An 18,421-nucleotide genomic window follows, 5' to 3' on the forward strand; every position below is an offset into this window, starting at 1 on the left:
GCCCGCGGCCTGTAGACCTGGCTGCATGGAAGGCGCGTTGCGGCCGGGATTTCAGGACGGGCGACGCTCAGACTGTTAGTTGCGTTTACAGCCACAGAAGCGCGCCGCCCTGCGCGTCGTGTCGCTGCCGTCCGCCTGCCCTATACTGCCCGCAGCAGACTGACTGACGGCGCGCTGACGCACCGGCCGCCGCGAATCTTCCCGGAGTCGCCATGTATTACCAGTTGACCTACGAACTCGTCGACGATTACCTGTCCCGTCGCGAACCGTTCCGCGCCCAGCACCTCGCGCTTGCGCAGGCTGCGACCGAGCGCGGCGAACTCGTGCTCGCCGGCGCGCTGTCGGACCCGGCCGACCAGGCCGTGCTCGTGTTCGAAGGGGATTCGCCGGAGGCGGCCGAGTCGTTCGCGCGCGCCGATCCGTACGTGCAGAACGGCCTCGTGAAATCGTGGCGCGTGCGTCCGTGGCGCGTCGTGGTCGGCAAGCACGCGCCGCCCCGCGCGTGAAGCGAGACTACAGCCACCCTGCCCGCTTGAATCGCCACCACAGCGCGAAGTCGGCCACGACCATCACGGCGATGCAGCCGTAGAAGCCGTATTTCAGGTGCAATTCGGGCATGTTCGCGAAGTTCATCCCGTAGATGCCGGCGATCATCGTCGGGATCGCGAACAGCGCGGCGAACGAGCCGAGCCGCTTCGTCACCTCGTTCTCGGCCAGCGAGATCATCCCGAGGTTGACCTGGATCGCCGTGACCACCATCTCGCGCCGCCCTTCGATCGTCTTCACGATCCGCTGCAGATGGTCGTACACGTCGCGAAAGTACGGCTCCATGCCGCTGCAGATTTGCGGAATGCGCCCGCCGGTGAGCTTCGCCAGCGGCTCGATCAGCGGCGCCGTGTGCTGGTACAGCATCACGAGCCGGCGCTTCAGCGAATAGAGATCCTCGATGATCGCGCGCGACGACGCGGGCGTGGCTTTCGCGAAGATGCGGTCCTCGAGTTCCTCGAGTTCGGTGCCGAGCGTTTCGAGGATCGGGAAATAGCGGTCGACGACCTGGTCCATCAGCGCGTAGAACACGAATGCCGAGCCTTCCCGGAGCAGATGCGGCTCGCGCTCGCAGCGCTTGCGCACGTCGCGAAAATCCTGCTCGGTATGGTTGCGGATCGACAGCACGTAGTTCGGGCCGACGAACACGTTCAGCTCGCCGACATTGAATTCACCGTCGTGGTCCAGCTCGACCGTATGCAGCACCGCGAACAGCGAATCGCCGTACTCCTCGATCTTCGGTCGCTGATGCCCCTTGCGGGCATCCTCGAGCGCCAGTTCGTGCAGCCCGAATTCCTCGCCCATCAGGTCGAGTTCCTCGGGTGTCGGATCCTTCAGCGCGACCCACACGAAGCACTCGGGCTTCGACACGTAGTCGCTGATGGCGTCGATATCGATGTCGGCCAGCTTGCGGCCGTCCTGGTATGCAGCACAGTTGATCAGCATGGTGTTCGTGACGTTGCGGTTTGCGCATCAGTTTACCGGTTTGCTGCGCGGGCGGCCCGTCTTGCGCGGCACGGCGATATTGGTCATGATCGGGCTGCGTGCGCCGCAGCATGCGCACCCGAACATTCGGCCCCCAAGCCGCACGGCCGTGCGGCCCAACCAGGAGACGGACCCATGTGGTATTTCTCGTGGATACTCGGCATCGGCGTGGCGCTCGGCTTCGGCATCATCAACGCGATGTGGCTGGAAGCGGAAGTCTTCTCGCGCGGCGACAAGCGCAACGGCGCGTCGAGCCCGCGCCCGGGAGGCAAGGCTTCGTGACGCATCTGGTGTTCTTCTGCGGTCACGCCGGCACCGGCAAGACCACGCTCGCGAAGCGGCTCATCGGGCCGCTGATGCGCGCAACCGGCGAGGCCTTCTGCCTGCTCGACAAGGACACGCTGTACGGCCGCTACAGCTCGGCCGCGATGGGTGCGCTCACCGAGAATCCGAACGACCGCGACAGCCCGCTCTACCTGAAGCACCTGCGCGATCCCGAATACCAGGGCCTGCTCGACACGGCCCGTGAAAATCTCGCGCTCGGCATCGGCGCGCTCGTGGTCGGCCCGCTGTCGCGCGAAGTGCGCGATCGCCGCATTCTCGATCGCGCGTGGCTCGGCATCGCGCCCGACGTCAAGCTGACGGTCGTCTGGGTCCACACGTCGGAAGACGTCGCGCATCAGCGGATCATCGCGCGCGGCAACCCGAACGACGCATACAAGCTCGCGCACTGGGACGAATACCGGCAGCGCCGCTTCGTGCCGACCGGCCACGAATGCGACGGCATCGTGATGTTCGACAACACCGCGCCCTCCGACGCCGACGTCGATACCTTGCTGTACCGCATCGCGCCGCCCCCGCCGGCGGCCACGATCGTCCCGCCGCTGCCGGCCTGACCGGCTCCTCTTTTTCGTCACCCGCAAAAAACAACGCCGGAAGCGCTGCTGCGCTCCCGGCGTCGTACGGCCCTCGTGCCAGAGGCTGACGGGTGGTCAGGCCACTTCGTGCACGCGCTCCATCGTGCCGCCTTCGTACAGCTTGCCGAAGCGGTTCGACAGGAACGCCTTCAGCGACACCTTTTCCTGCGGGATGAAACCGCTCTGCGGCAGCTTCTTTTCGCGGAACAGATCCAGCACCGCGCACATCGCGCCGGCCGTCGTGATCTGGATCGCGCTCATGTGCATCCCGCACACGTCCTTCGCGAAGATCTTGCGCGTGAACACGTCCTGCACCAGCTGGCCGTCCTTCACGCCCGTCACCGTGATGAACACGAGCACGACGTCCTGCTTCGTCGACGGCACCGCGCGGCGCATGATCGACTTCAGCGTGTCGCGGTCGGTCGACAGGCGCAGGTCTTCGAGCAGGAACTGCACGAGATCGCGGTGGCCCGGGTAGCGCACCGACTTGTAGTCGAGCGTCTCGACCTTGCCCGACAGCGTCTCGCACAGCGTGCCGAGGCCGCCCGACGTGTTGAACGCTTCGTATTCGGTACCGTCGAGCGAGAAGTGCTCGAGGCCTTCGAGCGGCTGCACCCACTGCTTGCGGCCGTCGCGGATCGCTTCGCACGGCTGGCAGTATTCGTTGATCAGGCCGTCGACGCTCCACGTCAGGTTGTACTTCAGCGCGTTGGTCGGATACTCGGGCAGCGCGCCGACGCGCATCTTCACGTCGCGCACTTCGCTGAAGCCGTTCACCAGTTCGTGTGCGGCGAGACCGATGAAGCCCGGCGCGAGGCCGCACTGCGGCATGAACGCACGGTCGGAGCCTTCGGCCAGTTCGCGGATCGCGTGGGTCGCGCGCACGTCTTCGGTCAGATCGAAGTAGTGGACGCCGGCAGCCTTCGCGGCGGCGGCCACGTTGACCGCGAGGTAGTAAGGCAGCGCGTTGACGAGCGCATCGAAGCCCTTCACGGCTTCGCGAATCGCGTTTGCATCGGCCGAATCGACCCGTTGCGTCGCGATGCCTTCGCGCGACAGCTTCGCAAGCGCATCCGCATCACGGTCGAACGCGACGACTTCGTAGTCGCCCGTTTCACGCAGCATGTGAGCAATGGTGTGGCCGATCAGACCTGCGCCGACGATGGCGATTTTCATGCGCTTATCTCCTGATGATGGGTTGGTGTTGTGAACGGCGTTGAGCCATGAACACAGTGTAGGGACGCGCAAAATCAGTTCCAAGACGAAGAATGATGCGAAACGACCGATAATTTCGACGTTCCGACGACACCTTTCGTCGAAATGTCGAAATGGTGTTTTTTTCCCCGCTGCCGGCCTCGCTATGGCTGGCCTAAGTCTTCCGTTTCAGACTGCATGCCGACCACCCGATTTCCAAGGAGGCATCGCATGCAATCCCTGCCCGTCCATCGCACGCCGCACTGGCTGAACAAGGTGCCTGACGTCGCGCTGTCGTTCTGGATCATCAAGATCATGTCGACCACGGTCGGCGAAACCGGCGCGGACTTTCTCGCGGTCAACGCAGGGCTCGGCCAGACCGTCACGCGCGTCGCGATGGCGTCGCTGCTCGCGATCGCGCTGTGGCTGCAGTTGCGTACGCGCCGCTACGTGCCGTGGATCTACTGGCTCACGGTGGTGCTGGTCAGCATCGTCGGCACGCAGATCACCGACCTGCTCACCGACGGCCTGAACGTCAGCCTCTATGCGAGCACGGCCGCGTTTGCCGTCGCGCTCGCCGCGATCTTCTTCGTGTGGCATCGCATCGAAGGCACGCTGTCGATCGACACGATCGTCACGCCGCGGCGCGAGCTGTTCTACTGGGCCGCGATCCTCTGCACGTTCGCGCTGGGCACCGCCGCGGGCGATCTCGCGACCGAGGCGCTCGGGCTCGGCTTCACGCTCGGTGCGCTGTGCTTCGGCGGTTTGATCGCGGCCGTGTTCGTGATGTGGCGGCTCGGTGCCAACGCGGTGCTCGCGTTCTGGATCGCGTACATCCTGACGCGCCCGTTCGGCGCATCGCTCGGCGACCTGCTCACGCAGGCCCGCACCTATGGCGGGCTCGGCTTCGGCGCCGCTTGGACGAGCCTGCTGTTCCTGACCGTGATCGTGCTGCTCGTCGCCGTCGCGCAGTTCGGCAGCGGCCCGCGCACGCGTACCGGTACCGCCGAATGACGCCCATTTCCTTCCCTTCATCGAATCGAGGACACGCCATGCGCATCCCCCATCCCGTTTCCCGTCTCGCCGTTACCGCGGCCACGATTGCCCTGTTGAGCGGCGCCGCCGGCTGCTCGAAGCAGCAGGATGCAATCGCAGCAACGCCGGTACCCGCCTCGGCCGCCGCATCGCCCGCAGCGGCCCACGCATCGAAGCTCGGCGACCTGTCGCAGTTCCGCACGATCGCCGTCGACGTGAACACGCTCGTCACCAAGGGCGACCTGCCCGGTGCGAAAACGCGCATCAAGGATCTCGAGATCGCGTGGGACTCGGCCGAAGCCGGCCTCAAGCCGCGCGCCGCCGCCGACTGGCACATCGTCGACCAGGCGATCGACCGCGCGCTTTCCGCGCTGCGTGCCGACCATCCGACCCAGGCCGATTCGGCCGCCGCGATGAAGGACCTGCTCGCGGCGCTCGACCGGTTCAGCGGCAAATAAGGATCGCAGCACGCCGCGACACGTGACGCCCGTGCGGGAATCGCATACGCTGGCGGCGTTTGCGCGGCACGGAGAACACGCATGCGAATACTGCTCGTCGAAGACGACCCGATGATCGGCGAGGCTGTCCATGCCGCGCTGAAGGACGCGTCGTACGCCACCGACTGGGTCACCGACGGCGTGCGCGCGTTGACTGCGTTCGCCGCGCAGCCCTACGACCTGGTCCTGCTCGATCTCGGCCTGCCCGGCCGCGACGGGCTCGACGTGCTGGCCGCCATCCGTGCGAAGGACGCCAGCGCGCCGCTGCTGATCGTCACCGCCCGCGACGGGCTCGACGATCGACTGGCAGGCCTCGACGGCGGCGCCGACGACTACATCGTGAAGCCGTTCGAGATGGCCGAGCTGCTCGCGCGGATTCGCGTCGCGATCCGGCGCCGGGCCGGTTCGGCCGCGCCGTTGTTGAGCAACGGGATCGTGTCGCTCGACCCGGCGACACGCGAGGCCGCCGTCGACGGGCACGCGCCGGTGCCGCTGTCGAATCGCGAATTCTCGCTGCTGCGCGCGCTGCTGGTGCGCCCGGGCGCGATCCTGTCGCGGCGCGAGCTCGAGGATCGCCTGTACGGCTGGGGCGAGGAAGTCGAAAGCAATGCGGTCGAATTCCTGATCCATTCGCTGCGCCGCAAGCTCGGCAGCACCGTGATCAAGAACGTCAGGGGTGCGGGATGGATGGTTTCAAGAAGCGCCTGAGCGAGTCGATCGGCTTGCGCCTGTCGGTCGCGCTGTCGGCCGCGATCCTGGTCGTCGCGACGGCCGCGGCCGCGTTCGCGTTTTCATCGGCATTCGACGAAGCGCACGAACTGCAGGACGACGTGCTGCGCGAGGTCGCGACGCTGCTCGACCGCGCGCACGCGTCATCGCTCCATGCCGACGGCACCGGGCCCGCACGCGAAAGCGACGAGCTGTCGCGCGTGATCGTGCAACCGCTCGGCGGTGCACCGCAGCCGGGCCGCGACGGCACGCCGCCGCTCGCGCTGGCGCCGACGCTCGCCGACGGGCTACATACGGTCGATGCCGGCGGCAGCACGTATCGCGTGATGGTCCGGACCTTCGCGAACGGCGAGCGCATCGCGGTCGCGCAGGAAGCCGGCATGCGCGACGATGTCGCACGCGAAAGCGCATGGCGCACCGCGTTGCCGCTACTGATCCTCGTCCCGATCCTGCTGCTGCTCGTCGCCGATCTCGTGCGCAAGCTGTTCCGCCCGGTGGCCGCGCTGTCTGCCGGCATCGACGCCCGCGACGAGCACGACCTGCGCCCGGTGCCGGCCGAGCACGTGCCGGTCGAGGTACGGCCATTCGTCGTCGCGATCAACCGCATGCTGGCGCGCGTCGCGCAGTCGGTCGCCGCGCAGCGTCGCTTCGTCGCCGACGCCGCGCACGAACTGCGCTCGCCGCTCACGGCGATGTCGCTGCAGGCCGAGCGCCTCGCCGAGGCCGACCTGCCGGACGATGCGCGCGCACGGCTCGCCGCGCTGCGCGGCGGGCTCGACCGCAGCCGCCACCTGATCGGGCAGCTGCTCGCGCTCGCGCGGGCGCAAAGCGCGCCGGCCGCGCCGCCCGGCGACGTGTCGGTTCATGCCGTCTATCGCCGCGTGCTCGAAGACCTGATGCCGCTCGCCGACGCGAAAACCATCGACATCGGCATCGAAGACGGACCGGACGCGCACGTGCCTGTCGACGAGCTCGAACTCGTGTCGCTCGTGATGAACCTGGTCGACAACGCAATCCGCTACACGCCGCCGGGCGGTCGCGTGGACCTGTCGACGCATTGCACGGACACGCACGCGTGCGTGACGATCGCCGATACCGGGCCGAGCATCGCACCGCACGAACGCGAACGTGTGTTCGACCCGTTCTACCGGGTGCCCGGCAGCGCGCAGATCGGCTCCGGGCTCGGCCTGTCGATCGTGAAGATCGTCGCGGACCGGATGGGTGCCGACATCACGCTCGCCTATGCGAACGAAGCGGAATCGCGCGGCTTGCGCATCTCGGTACGGATTCCGCTTGCGCGTCCGTCCGGCACGACGCAGCCCGACAGCCGGACCGATACGCCGGCGCAGCACGCTCGGCGCGACCGACACCGCGCTTGACGCGCGTCAGCCGCCGATCGTCCCGCGATCGATCTTGCGCGACAGGATGATCGACGTCGTCGTGCGTTCGACACCTTCGAGCGTGCCGATCTGGTCGAGCAGGTCGTTGAGCCGTTCCGGGGAATCGGCGCGCAGCCAGGCGACGTAGTCGTACTCGCCGCTCACCGCGCACAGCAGCTGCACCTCGGGCATCCGGTCGAGCTTGCGCAACACGTCCTTGCCGAACTTCGGCGTGAGGATGATGCCGACGTACGCGTAAATGCTCGCGTCGAGCACGTCCTGCCCGAGCCGGACGCTGTAGCCGGCGATCACGTTGGTGCGTTCGAGCCGCGCGATGCGGGCGACGACCGTCGTGCGCGCGACGTCGAGCTGGCGCGCGAGATCCGCGACGCTGGCGCGCGCATCGGCCTGCAGCAGCGCGACCAATTGCCGGTCGAGATCGTCGAGTTGGTCGAGGCGGGGTGGACGCATGAGGCTGGGCCGGGGCACGACGCGCCGGCTGAGTGGAAGGTGACGCGATGATAGCGCCGAACGCCGGCCCACCCAAACGCCATCGCCCGGAGCCGATACGAACCTTTCAATTTCGATTCGTATCGGATGTAAGCAAGTGTCGCATTCACTGCTGCACCGCATTCAACGTGCTACTAATAGCAGGCGACGCGAGAAGCGCGCTTGCGGCAGTTGCCGCCGCGCCCGCTCGCAAGACACCACCCCGGAGAGCCAACCATGAAGAAAATCTCGCTCACCCTCGCTACGCTCGTCGTTGCAGCCAGCGCGTTCGCGCAAACCCCGGCGCAGCCGCAGGCGCCCGCCCAGGCCCCCGCAACGACGGCCGCGGCGTCGGCCCCGACCGCCGAGCAGCGCGCGGCGCGCCACGAAGCGCGCGTCGAGCAACGCATCAAGTACCTGCACGACCAGTTGAAGATCACGTCGGCGCAGGAACCCCAGTGGAAGACGTTCGCGGACACGATGCGCGACAACGGCGACACGATGGGCCGCCTCTATCGCGAACGGATGGCCAAGCACGACGTCTCCGCGATCGACGACATGAAGCAGTACGCGGAACTGTCGCAGGCGAACGCCGACGGCGCGAAGAAGCTCGCCGACGCCTTCGCACCGCTCTACGAGAGCTTCCCGGCCGACCAGAAGGCGCTGGCCGACACGACGTTCCGCAGCTGGCTGCACCACGACGGCGAGCGCAAGGGCAAGACGAAGGGCAAGGAAGGCAAGGAAGGCAAGGCAGCAGCCGCGCCGGCCGCCAGCGCCCCCGCGCAGCCCTGACACCCTCCGTGCCGGCGCCGTACCGCCCGTCCGGGCCGAACGGCGCCGCGCCAGGCGACCGGCGCGTCACACGGCGCGCCGGATTCGGGATAAGCTCCCGGCTTTTACCGCTTTCCCGCCCTTCCCCGCCATGCTCGAACTCAAGCACCTCGACCTGCGTACCGATCCGCAGGCCCGTCGCGTCGTCAAGGACGAAACCGTCGCCGTTGCCTTTGCGGAGGCCGACGGCGAACTGATGAGCCTCGAAGGCCCGAACCGCTATGTGGCGGGCGACGCGCTGATCACGGGCTCGACCGGCGACCGCTGGGTCGTGTCACGCGCGCGCTTCGACGCCAAATACCTGCCCGCCGATCCGGCACGCGCACACGGCGAACCGGGCGCCTACCGGAACCGGCCGGCCGTCGTGCTCGCCCGCCGGATGGACGAGCCGTTCACGATCGCCCGCTCGGAAAACGGCGACACGCTGCGCGGCGTCGCCGGCGACTGGGTGATGCAGTACGCGCCCGGCGACTACGGTGTCGTGCAGGCGCAGCGCTTCGCGCAGGTCTACCGCGACGCGTAATGCAGTGCGCCGGCATGGCGCCGGCGCGAACTGTCACGCAAAGTCTTCGTCGAGTACGAGTTCAGCGTCGCGCTCGACGGCCTCGCCGGCCGCGTGACGCTCCTCGAGCGACCCGAGCATCGCTTCCGTATACGCATGCAGCACCGCATGGCTGCGCGCCCGCTGCATCGGCTTGAGCGCCAGGTAGCGCGCGAGCGCGGCCGGCACGATCCGGATATCGAGCGTCATCCGCTTCGGCGCCGAGCCGAAACGCATCGCGAGCCACTGCACGGACAGGAACCGCCCGCGTGCGTCGCTGCTTTCGGCGAAACGCGTCTGCTCCGGAAAGAGATCGCAGATCACGCGTGCGAGCGCGTCGAATTCCGCGCTCTGGCATTCGATCAGATAGTCATCCATCCCGTCTCTCCCGTCAGGCTGCCGATTGCGACGGCCGGCATGCCTTCACCAGCACGACGACCAGGATCGCGACGAGCACGAAATACGCGGCCTCGACCCAGCCGGCCGGCAGCACGCGCACCTGGTACAGCAATGCCGGCGCGGCCGCCAGCGCATGCAGCACGATCGCGAGCGGCAACACGCCCGCGCGGCCGGCGCGCACGCCACGCCAGACCAGCACCGACAGCGCGAGCTGCAGCACGAATGCCGTGCAGCGTTCGAGCAGCAACAGCAGCATCGACTGCGCCGACAGCGTCGCAAGCATCACATGCAGGCGCACGACGGTATCGCCCGGCAGGTCGGCGAGCTGCGTCTCGAGCTGGCCGCGGCTCGCGAGCCACGCGAGATACGACCACTGGCCCCATACGAGTACGCCGATGAACCATGCTTCGGCGCCACCGTGACCGATCCCGTAGCCGATTCCGCGGCTGTCGCCGGCCGGCGACGGGCCATAGCGCCGATTCAGGAAACGCATCCCGAGATAGCGGCCGACTTCCTCGAATACGGCCGTTGCGAGCGCGCCGTACGCGACGAACGCGAGCGGCTGCGTGAGCCAGCCGTCCGGCGGCGTCTGGCTCAGCACGAGCCCGTGGAACGCGCGTTCGAGGATCATCGCAAACAGCGTGAAGACGGCCACGCCGACGATCGTGTCGCGGCGGTTCAGCGCCAGCGGCTTGCGCAGGAATCGGTAGAGGACGAGCGGCAGGAGCGCGATGATCAGCGTGGCGGCGATCAGCACCGCCAGCGTGACGGGAGCGACAGTCATGTATTTCCTTGTTCGGGGCAGCGCACCTGACGCGCTGCGTGCCCCGAATGATACTCAGCTTGCGGTCGACGCGCGCGCAACCAGCTCGCCCGGCAACAGCGAGACGCGTACGTCGCCCGCCGCGCCGTCGATCCGCTCGTGCACGAATTCGACGGCCTTGTAGCCGATTTCGTAGGTCGGCTGGCGGATCGTCGTGATCCCGATCAGCTCGGCCCATTCCGGATCGTCGATCGACAGCAGCGCCGCCCTCTGCTGCCATGCGGAGCCGAAACGCGCGCGCAGGTGGCGCGCGATCGCGAGTGCGACCGGCGCGTTCGCGGCGAACAGCGCCGCGCGCACGCCGCGCCGTGCCGCGTCGTCGATGCGGGCATCGATATCGGCGAGCGCCGCCGTGACCGCGTCGGGCGCGTTCAGGTCGAGCACGACCGTCGACGGCACCGTCAGCCCGCGCGCCGCCAGTGCCGTGCGGAACGCGGCCTCGCGCAGGCGCCGCGAGCTGACGCGCTCGAACGGCTGCACGACGAAATGGATTGCGTCGAAACCGTGTTCGACCAGGTGCGCGAGTGCCGTCTCGATCGCGTCGGCGTTGTCGAGGCCGATCAGGTCGGCCTCGAAGCCTTCGACCGTGCGGTCGACGAGCACGGCCGGGATGCCGGCGCCGCGCAGCGGGCGCAGCACGTCCTCATCGGCGCCGAGCGCGTTGACGATCAGCCCTTCGACGCGGTAGGTCGTGAGCAGCTGCAGGAAGCGGCGCTCCATCTCGATTTCGTTCGCCGCGTGACAGATCAGCGGCATGTAGCCGAGCGCGTGGCACGCGGCCTCGACACCCTGCAGCACTTCGACGGTATAGGGATTGGTCAGGTCGGCCGCGAGCATGCCGAGCAAGCGGTTGCGGCCGCGCTTGAGCCCGCGCGCCATCTGGTTCGGCCGGTAGTTGAGCCGCGCGATGGCCGTTTCGATCCGCTGGCGCAGATCGGTGGACAGCACGTGCGTCTCGCCGTTCAGGTAGCGCGACACACTGGTCTTGCCGGTGCCGGCCTCGCGCGCGACATCGCTGATCGTCGCCGGACGCGTCGTGGTTGGTTGCGAATCGGTCACTGTCGTGCCTCGCGACGTAGGATCCGCGCCGCTTCGTGAGCAGACGGACCTTTGTTGTTGGAAACGTAAGCCACCCGGTGGAATCTCCTGTCGGTCAGCGTTAGCGCTTTAGCGCTTACGCTGACCCCATGCTTCGCGGTCGATCCACGTTGGCGCTTTAGCGCTTACGTGGATCCCATGCTTCGCGGTCGATCAGCGTCTGCCCTTCAGCACCGGCGCGTCGGCACCCGCCCCGGTCACCTGCAAAAGCAGTCGGCCGCACCGGACCTGGCGCGGATACCCGTCGCGGGACGCCGCCGGCAGCGTTGCCGGGCCGTCGATGCGACGCGCGGGCGATCATAACGCAGCCAGCCCGCCGGCACCAAGATCATCGACTCTAACGAAGCCGGCCCCCCGCCGGACGGACATCGGCCGGTGGCCGACCCGCGACCCGCCGCGGCTCACGCGTGCGCGAGCGCATCCGGATTGACGAGATTCGTGCGCAGCGTGCCGGCCAGCGCGCCGACCAGGTTTTCCGCGGCACAGCGCGCCATCGCATGGCGCGTCTCGTGCGTCGCCGAGCCGATATGCGGCAGCGCGACGACGTTCTTCATCTGCAGCAGCGGCGAATCGGCCGCCAGCGGTTCCTTCTCGAACACATCGAGCCCCGCGCCGCGGATCGTGCCCGCACGCAGCGCGTCGATCAGCGCGGCTTCGTCGACTACCGGCCCGCGCGATGCGTTGATCAGGATCGCACCGCGCTTCATCTTCGCGAATTCGGCCGCACCGATCAGGTGGTGCGTTTCCGGCGAAAGCGGCACCTGCAGGCACACGAAATCCGACTGCGCGAGCAGTTCGTCGAGCGTGACGCGCCGCGCGCCGTACTGCGACTCGGCTTCCGCATGCGCGGAACGGTTCGCGTACAGCACCTGCATCCGGAAGCCGAGCGCCGCGCGGCGCGCGACTGCGCCGCCGATCCGCCCGAGCCCGACGATGCCGAGCGTCTTGCCCTGCACGTCGGTGCCGTACAGGTCGGGGCCGATGCTGTGATGCCAGTGGCCGGCCTTCACCCATTCGGCCAGCTCGACCACGCGTCGCGCGGACGCGAGGATCAGCGAAAACACCGTATCGGCGGTCGACTCGGTCAGCACGTCCGGCGTATGCGCGAGCACGATCCCGCGCCGCGTGAGATCCGTGACGTCGAAGTTGTCGTAGCCCACCGAGATCGTCGACCACGCCTTCAGCCGCGGTGCGCGGTCGAGCATCTGCGGCGTGACCTTCAGGCTCGCGCCGATCGCGCCGTCCGCGTCGCCGAGCGCATCGGCAAGGGCGGCGGCGCCGTCGGCCTGCACGACGTCCGCATGCTCGCGCAGGTACGCGAGGACGTCATCGGGCAGCGGCTTGTACGCGACGATACGGGGCTTCATCTGATTCACTTTCCTTGCAGCGGCGTCGCGAGCGGATGCGTATCGCGCGCCTGGGGTTTGACGGACAGCGTGAGGATCACCGCGGCGACGAGCGCGGCGCTCATGAACGCATACGACGCGACAGGCGAGCCGGTCGCCCCGTTCAGGTAGCCGACGAAGTACGAGCCGACGAACGAACCGAGCGCGCCCATGCTGTTGATCAGCGCCATCGCGCCGCCGGCGACGTTCTTCGGCAGCAGTTCCGGCACGATCGCGAAGAACGGGCCGTACGGCGCGTACATCGCGGCGCCTGCCACGACCAGCAGCGCATACGAGATCCAGAAGTGCGACGAGCCGAGTGCGTACGATGCGGCAAACGCAGCCGCGCCGATCAGCAGGAACGGCCACACGAAACCGCGGCGGGAGCCGACCTTGTCGGACGCCCACGACGCGGCGATCATCGCGATCGTCGCGGCGAGATACGGCAGCGCGGACAGCCAGCCGGTCGCGACCATCCCGAGGTCGGAGCCGTTCTTGACGATCGACGGCAGCCACAGCACGAAGCCGTACACGCCGATGCTCCAGCAGAAATACTGTGCGCACAGCTTGATCACGGCCGGCGAGCGGAACGCTTCGCCATAGTTGCGCACGGGCTTGATCGCTGCCTGCTCGGCCGCGAGCGCGGCGTCGAGATCACGCTTTTCCTGCGCGTTGAGCCACGGCGAATCGGCCGGCTTGTCCTGAACGAGGAACCACCAGCACACGGCCCAGAGGACGGCCGGCACGCCTTCGGCGATGAACATGTGGCGCCAGCCGAATTCGTGCACGAGATAGCCCGACACGATCGACATCCACAGCACGGTGACCGGGTTGCCGAGGATCAGGAACGTGTTCGCGCGCGAGCGTTCGTTCTTCGTAAACCAGTTGCTGATGTAGATCAGCATCGCCGGCATCACGGCCGCCTCGACGACGCCGAGCACGAAGCGGATCGCCATCAGCGACGGGATGTTGCTGACCACGCCCGTGAGCGCCGCGCAGGCGCCCCACAGGATGAGGCTGACGAACACGAGCTTCTTCACGCTGCGGCGTTCCGCATAGATCGCGCCGGGAATCTGGAAGAAGAAGTAGCCGAGGAAGAACAGCGCGCCGATCAGCGACGACAGGCCCTTGCTGATCCCGAGGTCCTGGTTGATGCCGGCCGCGGCCGCGAACCCGTAGTTCGCGCGGTCGAGGTAGGCGAGGCTGTACGTGATGAAGACGATCGGCATGATCGTCCACCAGCGGCGGGCAGCGAGTGTGTTGGCCATCAGAGTGTCTCCTGTGTCGATCCAAGTTAGCGCTTCAGCGCTTACTTGGATCCCATGCTTCGCGGTCGACCAGAGTTAGCGCTTCAGCGTTTACTCTGGTCCCATGCATCGCGGTCGACCAGAGTTGGCGCTTTAGCGCTTACTCTGGTCCCGTACCTTGCCGTGCGCATGCACGACGAATTGAGTCCGCGGATTGTGCCGTGTCCGGCCTCTCATTGCGCGGTGAAGGTTTCCTCTAAGCGATCGGCGCGATTGCTGACGTTTTCGAACCGATCGAGCGCGGCGCGGGTCGGCAGCCCTTCCGAGTCGCCGATCACCTGGATCGCGAGCGCACCGATCCGGTTGCCGCGCGCCACCGCCTGCTCGATCGTCTTGCCCTCCAGCAACGCGCTGACCACGCCGACCGCGAAGCCGTCGCCGGCGCCAACCGTGTCGACGACGTTCTGCACGCGCTCGCCCGTCACCGTTCCGTCACGGCCGTCGGCCGTCCGGTAGTACGCGCCTTCCGCACCAAGCTTGATCACGACACCGCGCGCGCCCTGTGCAAGATAGAAGCCCGCAATGTCGGCCGGCGTGTCGTGCCCGGTCAGCTGCCGCCCTTCGGCGATGCCCGGCAGCACCCAGTCCGCGAGCGACGCGAGCGCGTTCAGCGTCTTCGCCATCACGTCGGCGGACGGCCACAGCGTCGGGCGCAGGTTCGGGTCGAACGAGATCGTCTTGCCGGCTGCGCGCATTTCGCGCGCGAGCCTGAACGCGAGCTCGCACGACGTCGCGGAGATCGCCGGCGCGACGCCCGTCAGGTGCAGGTGGCGCGCGCCGAGCACGTAGTCGGCCACGTAGTCGTCGCACGACAGGTGGCTCGCGGCCGAGCCCTTGCGGAAATATTCGACGGTCGGGTCGCTGCCGTCGTCGTTGCGCGACTTCAGCTGGAAGCCGGTCGGATAACGCGGATCGACGGTCACGCACGACGCGTCGATGCCTTCGCGCGCCAGCGTGTCGAGCACGTAGCCGCCGAACGAGTCGCGGCCGACGCGGCTCATCCAGCCGACCCGGAAGCCGAGCCGCGACAAGCCGATCGCGACGTTCAGGTCGGCGCCCGCGACCCGCTTCGTGAATTGCGTCGCGTGCGCGAGATGGCCGGGCTCGGTCGCGACGAACATCGCCATCGCTTCGCCGTAGGTCACGACATCGAGTGCTGCTTTCATGAATGAACTCTCCAGGATCCTTCCACCGTCACGCGGTGGCGAGCCATGCAACGCGCCGGCATGCATCGCCCGCCAGGTCGGCCGCGTCGAACGGGAACTCGATGCCGCGCGGCGCGTGCTGCGGCAGCACCGCGAGCACGCCGGTCACGAGCGGATCGTTCGGGGCCGGCGCGGTGGCGAAACGGCGCGCGCCCTCGCCCGCAACCGCCTTGCAGTGAATGTATTCCACATGCGGCGCGAGCACTTGCGCGCAATCAAGCGGCGCTTCGCCCGGCCACTGCCAGTTGCCGATGTCGAAGGTCATCCCGAGCGCATCTGGCACGCCGGCCGCGGCCAGTGCGTCGAACAGCCCGCGGAACTGCGCGAGCGCGCCGCCGACCGGAAGCTGGCCGTTCTCGACCACCACGCGGGCCCGCGCGCCGCGCGACAGCGCGACGATGTCGGCCGCGTGCGCGTCGCCGGCGAAGCCGCCGAGCTGGAATTTCACGAAGCGCGCGCCGAGCGCGTCGGCTTCGGCGAGCGCGCTGCGCAATGCGTCCGCATCGAGCGCACCCGTTTCCGTGTACAGGTTGGCCGGCGTCGAGAAGACCGACCACAGACCATGGCTGGCCAGTTGCGCGCCGAGCACGGCCAGCGCGCCAGGCGCGGCCGCCTCTTCCGACGCGAACAGTTCGCGCCGCACCTCGAAGCCGGTCGCACCGGACGCCGCCGCGGTCGCGATGAATGCGCTGTGGCCCTCCTGACGCACGCGGTCCATCCCGAATGCGCTCGCCACGATCACGATGTCTGTCATGTTGCCCTTTTTCACCGGAATGGAACCGGTTCCATTTGCTTGAGACGGATGGTGCGCTTCGCGTCAGACCCACGCCATAGAGGAAATCCCTAAGACGGGGCATGACGCAAACGCGCGCGCGCGACGGCGCGCATCGCGCGTTCCCGGGCCGGGTTCGGCCGCTCAGGCGAGGTCGTGCGCGAGGCTCATTTCGAGGAACTGGGCGGCGACCCGCGACGGCGCACTGCCGTGCGGCACGAGGATGGAGAAGTGACGGGTGAGCGGCTTGGGCGCGAGCGAGCGCAGGACGAGCGCGGCATCGTCGTGACGCAACGACATCGCCGAGACGAACCCGACGCCCATCCCGGCCCGCACGGCTTCCTTCACCGCCTCGACGCCCGCGATCTCGAACGCGACGCGCATCGGCGCCGCGCCTTGCGCGAACGCGCGCTCGACGAGTTGCCGCACCGCGGAGCCCGCCTCGCGCAGCACGAGCGGATGGGCGGCCAGCGCGTCGAGCGTGACCCCCGACGCATATTCCGGAGCGGCCAGCGGATGGCCGGTCGGCACGATCGCCACGATCTCGTCCTCGCGCCACGCGTGCACCGCGGTGCCCGGCGGCAGTGCCTCGCCGGGCGGCCCTTCGATCATCGCGATATCGAGCGACGGCAGCGCGGCGACCACGTCGGCCGTGTTGCCGCTCATCGTCTGGATCGCCACGCGCGGCGCGCGCGGCTGGAACGCCGCGATCAGGTACGGCAACAGGTAACTCGCGGGCGTCGTGCTCGCGCCGATGCGCAGCGTACCGGCCTCGAGCCCGCGTACCGCGTCACGAAACGCACGCGCCTGCGCAAACGTGTCGCGCTGCGCCTTCGCGTACTGCGCGAGCTGTTCACCGACCGGGGTCAGGCGGATGCCGCGGCCTTCGCGCTGGTACAGCGGCTCGCCGAATTCGTCCTGCAGCAGCCGCAACTGGCCCGACACGGCCGGCTGCGACAGATGCAGCGCCACGGCGGCGTGGCTGATGTTCAGGTGCTCGGCGACGGCGGCGAACGTTATCAGTTGATCCGGGGTCATGGGGATAAATTATCAGCTTTCCGGATAGTTTACGTCACAAATCACAATTTTTCATATCGATATAACGAAATTAGGATTACAGCATCGCAACACGCTCCATCACGGTGCTTCCATGTCCACTGCTCCGAGTCCCCATCTCAGCCCCGCCGCGCCGTCGATGCGCGGCCAGTTGAACGGTGTGCTGTTCGTCGCGCTGTTCGCCGCGGCCGTCACGAGCCTGTCCCAGCTTCCCGCGATCGCGGGGCTCGGCCTGTCGCCGCTGATCGTCGGCATCGTCGCAGGCGCCTTGTACGGCAACGCGCTGCGCGACGGCATGCCGGCCAGCTGGGCAGCCGGCGTCAATTTCTCCGCGCGCAAGCTGCTGCGCATCGCGGTCGCGTTCTTCGGGTTGCGCGTGAGCCTGCAGGAAATCGCGCAGGTCGGGCTGCCGGGCCTGACGGTGTCGGTACTGGTCGTCGTCAGCACGCTCGTGATCGGCACCTGGGCCGGCATGAAGATCATGAAGCTCGACCGCGATTCCGCCCTGCTGACCGCCGCCGGCAGCGCGATCTGCGGCGCGGCCGCCGTGCTCGCATTCGAATCGACGCTGCAGTCGAAGCCGCACCAGAGCGCGATGGCCGTGGGCAGCGTCGTGCTGTTCGGCACGCTGTCGATGTTCCTGTACCCGATCGCGTATCACGCCGGGCTGCTGAACCTCGATCCGGCCGGCCTCGGCCTGTTCTTCGGCGGCACGATCCACGAGGTCGCACAGGTGGTCGGCGCGGCGAGCGACATCAGCCCGCAGGTCGCGCACATCGCGACGATCGTCAAGATGACCCGCGTGATGCTGCTGGTGCCGGTGCTGCTGGCGCTCGGCTGGTGGCTGGCCCGCTCGGCCCGTGCCACCGCCGCCGGCGCGCACGGCAAGCGGAAGGTGGCCGTGCCCTGGTTCGCACTCGGTTTCCTCGGCTTCGTGATCGTCAATTCGCTGAACGTGCTGCCCACCGACGTCACCCACACGCTGAACGTGCTCGACACCTTCGCGCTGACGATGGCCATGACCGCACTCGGCATCGAAACCCGCGTCGCGCAGATCCGCGCAGCCGGCCCCCGGGCGCTGATGACCGGCCTGATCCTGTACGTGTGGCTGATCGCCGGCGGCTACGGGATCACCTGGGCCGTGCAGCACTGGCTTGGCTGAGTTGCCCGCCCGTGACACTTCGCGCGCCGCGCCCGACGGGAAGGTCCCGCGGGCGCGGCGCAGTGCTATGCT

The 18,421-nt window shown here is 67.9% G+C and carries 21 protein-coding genes; 10 read left to right on the plus strand and 11 right to left on the minus strand.

From position 1 onward, the window contains the following. Positions 1–212: 212 nt before the first annotated feature. On the plus strand, positions 213–506 hold the full coding sequence (locus tag CFB50_RS09620; protein ID WP_069248031.1) for a YciI-like protein: 294 nt from the start codon (positions 213–215) through the stop codon (positions 504–506). A gap of 7 nt (positions 507–513) precedes the next feature. Here the strand turns inward: CFB50_RS09620 and corA are convergent, their stop codons facing one another. After that, complete coding sequence (gene corA, locus CFB50_RS09625; protein WP_089445703.1) at positions 514–1,491, minus strand: magnesium/cobalt transporter CorA; 978 nt, start codon at positions 1,489–1,491, stop codon at positions 514–516. Positions 1,492–1,665: 174 nt separating this feature from the next. On the opposite strand from corA, the gene cydX reads away from it, so the two are divergent. Further along, positions 1,666–1,812 carry a cytochrome bd-I oxidase subunit CydX gene (gene cydX / locus CFB50_RS09630; protein WP_089445704.1) on the plus strand — a complete coding sequence of 49 codons (147 nt, stop codon included), beginning with the start codon at positions 1,666–1,668 and terminating at the stop codon, positions 1,810–1,812. Further along, the gene (locus CFB50_RS09635) at positions 1,809–2,426 is read left to right on the plus strand and encodes an AAA family ATPase (protein WP_089445705.1); all 618 of its coding nucleotides are present in this window, start codon (positions 1,809–1,811) and stop codon (positions 2,424–2,426) included. Before cydX ends, CFB50_RS09635 begins: the two co-directional genes overlap by 4 nt. A gap of 96 nt (positions 2,427–2,522) precedes the next feature. On the opposite strand, the gene CFB50_RS09640 is transcribed toward CFB50_RS09635, so the two are convergent. Further along, positions 2,523–3,623, minus strand: coding sequence for a saccharopine dehydrogenase family protein (locus CFB50_RS09640; RefSeq protein ID WP_039357959.1), 1,101 nt, complete (start codon positions 3,621–3,623; stop codon positions 2,523–2,525). 249 nt (positions 3,624–3,872) lie between these two features. Between CFB50_RS09640 and CFB50_RS09645 the strand changes: the two genes are divergently transcribed. The 4 genes from CFB50_RS09645 (at position 3,873) to CFB50_RS09660 (ending at position 7,281) form a co-directional block, all read left to right on the plus strand. Further along, positions 3,873–4,655, plus strand: a complete 783-nt coding sequence (locus tag CFB50_RS09645) for a COG4705 family protein (RefSeq protein WP_089445706.1) — start codon at positions 3,873–3,875, stop codon at positions 4,653–4,655. 38 nt (positions 4,656–4,693) lie between these two features. After that, entirely contained in the window at positions 4,694–5,134 is a 441-nt protein-coding gene (locus tag CFB50_RS09650) for a hypothetical protein (protein WP_089445707.1), read from the plus strand. A gap of 81 nt (positions 5,135–5,215) precedes the next feature. Next, the gene (locus CFB50_RS09655; protein WP_089445708.1) at positions 5,216–5,881 is read left to right on the plus strand and encodes a response regulator transcription factor; all 666 of its coding nucleotides are present in this window, start codon (positions 5,216–5,218) and stop codon (positions 5,879–5,881) included. Then, positions 5,857–7,281: a sensor histidine kinase gene (locus CFB50_RS09660; RefSeq protein ID WP_089445709.1), complete on the plus strand. Its 1,425-nt coding sequence runs from the start codon at positions 5,857–5,859 to the stop codon at positions 7,279–7,281. The genes CFB50_RS09655 and CFB50_RS09660 overlap by 25 nt, the downstream gene beginning before the upstream one ends. Before the next feature lie 6 nt (positions 7,282–7,287). Here CFB50_RS09660 and CFB50_RS09665 read toward each other — a convergent pair whose 3' ends face one another. Beyond that, on the minus strand, positions 7,288–7,752 hold the full coding sequence (locus tag CFB50_RS09665; protein WP_006481526.1) for an Lrp/AsnC family transcriptional regulator: 465 nt from the start codon (positions 7,750–7,752) through the stop codon (positions 7,288–7,290). Positions 7,753–8,007: 255 nt separating this feature from the next. On the opposite strand from CFB50_RS09665, the gene CFB50_RS09670 reads away from it, so the two are divergent. Further along, the gene (locus tag CFB50_RS09670) at positions 8,008–8,562 is read left to right on the plus strand and encodes a Spy/CpxP family protein refolding chaperone (protein ID WP_089445710.1); all 555 of its coding nucleotides are present in this window, start codon (positions 8,008–8,010) and stop codon (positions 8,560–8,562) included. A 130-nt stretch (positions 8,563–8,692) separates the two neighbouring features. Next, positions 8,693–9,124, plus strand: coding sequence for a PGDYG domain-containing protein (locus CFB50_RS09675; RefSeq protein ID WP_069248035.1), 432 nt, complete (start codon positions 8,693–8,695; stop codon positions 9,122–9,124). Between the two features lie 33 nt (positions 9,125–9,157). On the opposite strand, the gene CFB50_RS09680 is transcribed toward CFB50_RS09675, so the two are convergent. From CFB50_RS09680 to CFB50_RS09715, 8 genes are all read right to left on the minus strand, one after another. Then, positions 9,158–9,520: a DUF3022 domain-containing protein gene (locus CFB50_RS09680; RefSeq protein WP_047850836.1), complete on the minus strand. Its 363-nt coding sequence runs from the start codon at positions 9,518–9,520 to the stop codon at positions 9,158–9,160. A gap of 13 nt (positions 9,521–9,533) precedes the next feature. Beyond that, the gene (locus CFB50_RS09685; RefSeq protein WP_089445711.1) at positions 9,534–10,325 is read right to left on the minus strand and encodes a YhfC family intramembrane metalloprotease; all 792 of its coding nucleotides are present in this window, start codon (positions 10,323–10,325) and stop codon (positions 9,534–9,536) included. 54 nt (positions 10,326–10,379) lie between these two features. Next, the gene (locus tag CFB50_RS09690) at positions 10,380–11,423 is read right to left on the minus strand and encodes a LacI family DNA-binding transcriptional regulator (protein ID WP_089445712.1); all 1,044 of its coding nucleotides are present in this window, start codon (positions 11,421–11,423) and stop codon (positions 10,380–10,382) included. Positions 11,424–11,863: 440 nt separating this feature from the next. Next, positions 11,864–12,829 carry a 2-hydroxyacid dehydrogenase gene (locus CFB50_RS09695; protein ID WP_089445713.1) on the minus strand — a complete coding sequence of 322 codons (966 nt, stop codon included), beginning with the start codon at positions 12,827–12,829 and terminating at the stop codon, positions 11,864–11,866. Positions 12,830–12,834: 5 nt separating this feature from the next. Further along, positions 12,835–14,115 carry an MFS transporter gene (locus CFB50_RS09700; RefSeq protein ID WP_046545793.1) on the minus strand — a complete coding sequence of 427 codons (1,281 nt, stop codon included), beginning with the start codon at positions 14,113–14,115 and terminating at the stop codon, positions 12,835–12,837. 212 nt (positions 14,116–14,327) lie between these two features. Next, complete coding sequence (locus tag CFB50_RS09705; protein ID WP_069248038.1) at positions 14,328–15,320, minus strand: sugar kinase; 993 nt, start codon at positions 15,318–15,320, stop codon at positions 14,328–14,330. Between the two features lie 28 nt (positions 15,321–15,348). Then, a complete protein-coding gene (locus CFB50_RS09710) occupies positions 15,349–16,113 on the minus strand; it encodes a sugar phosphate isomerase/epimerase family protein (protein ID WP_089445714.1) in 765 nt (254 codons plus the stop codon). A gap of 162 nt (positions 16,114–16,275) precedes the next feature. After that, complete coding sequence (locus tag CFB50_RS09715; protein ID WP_089445715.1) at positions 16,276–17,169, minus strand: LysR family transcriptional regulator; 894 nt, start codon at positions 17,167–17,169, stop codon at positions 16,276–16,278. A 112-nt stretch (positions 17,170–17,281) separates the two neighbouring features. Here CFB50_RS09715 and CFB50_RS09720 point away from each other — a divergent pair, with 112 nt between their 5' ends. Next, the gene (locus tag CFB50_RS09720; protein ID WP_089445716.1) at positions 17,282–18,349 is read left to right on the plus strand and encodes a YeiH family protein; all 1,068 of its coding nucleotides are present in this window, start codon (positions 17,282–17,284) and stop codon (positions 18,347–18,349) included. Positions 18,350–18,421: the final 72 nt, after the last annotated feature.

Origin of the sequence: Burkholderia sp. AU33423 (assembly GCF_002223135.1) — a bacterium.
Classification (GTDB): domain Bacteria; phylum Pseudomonadota; class Gammaproteobacteria; order Burkholderiales; family Burkholderiaceae; genus Burkholderia; species Burkholderia lata_D.

What these genes read in the sequence shown, in the direction of transcription:
- CFB50_RS09650 (WP_089445707.1), top strand. Translation starts at nt 4,694, where the DNA reads ATGCGCATCCCCCATCCCGTTTCCCGTCTCGCCGTTACCGCGGCCACG.
- corA (WP_089445703.1), bottom strand. Translation starts at nt 1,491, where the DNA reads ATGCTGATCAACTGTGCTGCATACCAGGACGGCCGCAAGCTGGCCGAC.
- CFB50_RS09645 (WP_089445706.1), top strand. Translation starts at nt 3,873, where the DNA reads ATGCAATCCCTGCCCGTCCATCGCACGCCGCACTGGCTGAACAAGGTG.
- CFB50_RS09700 (WP_046545793.1), bottom strand. Translation starts at nt 14,115, where the DNA reads ATGGCCAACACACTCGCTGCCCGCCGCTGGTGGACGATCATGCCGATC.
- CFB50_RS09695 (WP_089445713.1), bottom strand. Translation starts at nt 12,829, where the DNA reads ATGAAGCCCCGTATCGTCGCGTACAAGCCGCTGCCCGATGACGTCCTC.
- CFB50_RS09670 (WP_089445710.1), top strand. Translation starts at nt 8,008, where the DNA reads ATGAAGAAAATCTCGCTCACCCTCGCTACGCTCGTCGTTGCAGCCAGC.
- CFB50_RS09620 (WP_069248031.1), top strand. Translation starts at nt 213, where the DNA reads ATGTATTACCAGTTGACCTACGAACTCGTCGACGATTACCTGTCCCGT.
- CFB50_RS09640 (WP_039357959.1), bottom strand. Translation starts at nt 3,623, where the DNA reads ATGAAAATCGCCATCGTCGGCGCAGGTCTGATCGGCCACACCATTGCT.
- CFB50_RS09705 (WP_069248038.1), bottom strand. Translation starts at nt 15,320, where the DNA reads ATGAAAGCAGCACTCGATGTCGTGACCTACGGCGAAGCGATGGCGATG.
- CFB50_RS09720 (WP_089445716.1), top strand. Translation starts at nt 17,282, where the DNA reads ATGTCCACTGCTCCGAGTCCCCATCTCAGCCCCGCCGCGCCGTCGATG.
- cydX (WP_089445704.1), top strand. Translation starts at nt 1,666, where the DNA reads ATGTGGTATTTCTCGTGGATACTCGGCATCGGCGTGGCGCTCGGCTTC.
- CFB50_RS09660 (WP_089445709.1), top strand. Translation starts at nt 5,857, where the DNA reads ATGGATGGTTTCAAGAAGCGCCTGAGCGAGTCGATCGGCTTGCGCCTG.
- CFB50_RS09685 (WP_089445711.1), bottom strand. Translation starts at nt 10,325, where the DNA reads ATGACTGTCGCTCCCGTCACGCTGGCGGTGCTGATCGCCGCCACGCTG.
- CFB50_RS09675 (WP_069248035.1), top strand. Translation starts at nt 8,693, where the DNA reads ATGCTCGAACTCAAGCACCTCGACCTGCGTACCGATCCGCAGGCCCGT.
- CFB50_RS09710 (WP_089445714.1), bottom strand. Translation starts at nt 16,113, where the DNA reads ATGACAGACATCGTGATCGTGGCGAGCGCATTCGGGATGGACCGCGTG.
- CFB50_RS09655 (WP_089445708.1), top strand. Translation starts at nt 5,216, where the DNA reads ATGCGAATACTGCTCGTCGAAGACGACCCGATGATCGGCGAGGCTGTC.
- CFB50_RS09715 (WP_089445715.1), bottom strand. Translation starts at nt 17,169, where the DNA reads ATGACCCCGGATCAACTGATAACGTTCGCCGCCGTCGCCGAGCACCTG.
- CFB50_RS09680 (WP_047850836.1), bottom strand. Translation starts at nt 9,520, where the DNA reads ATGGATGACTATCTGATCGAATGCCAGAGCGCGGAATTCGACGCGCTC.
- CFB50_RS09665 (WP_006481526.1), bottom strand. Translation starts at nt 7,752, where the DNA reads ATGCGTCCACCCCGCCTCGACCAACTCGACGATCTCGACCGGCAATTG.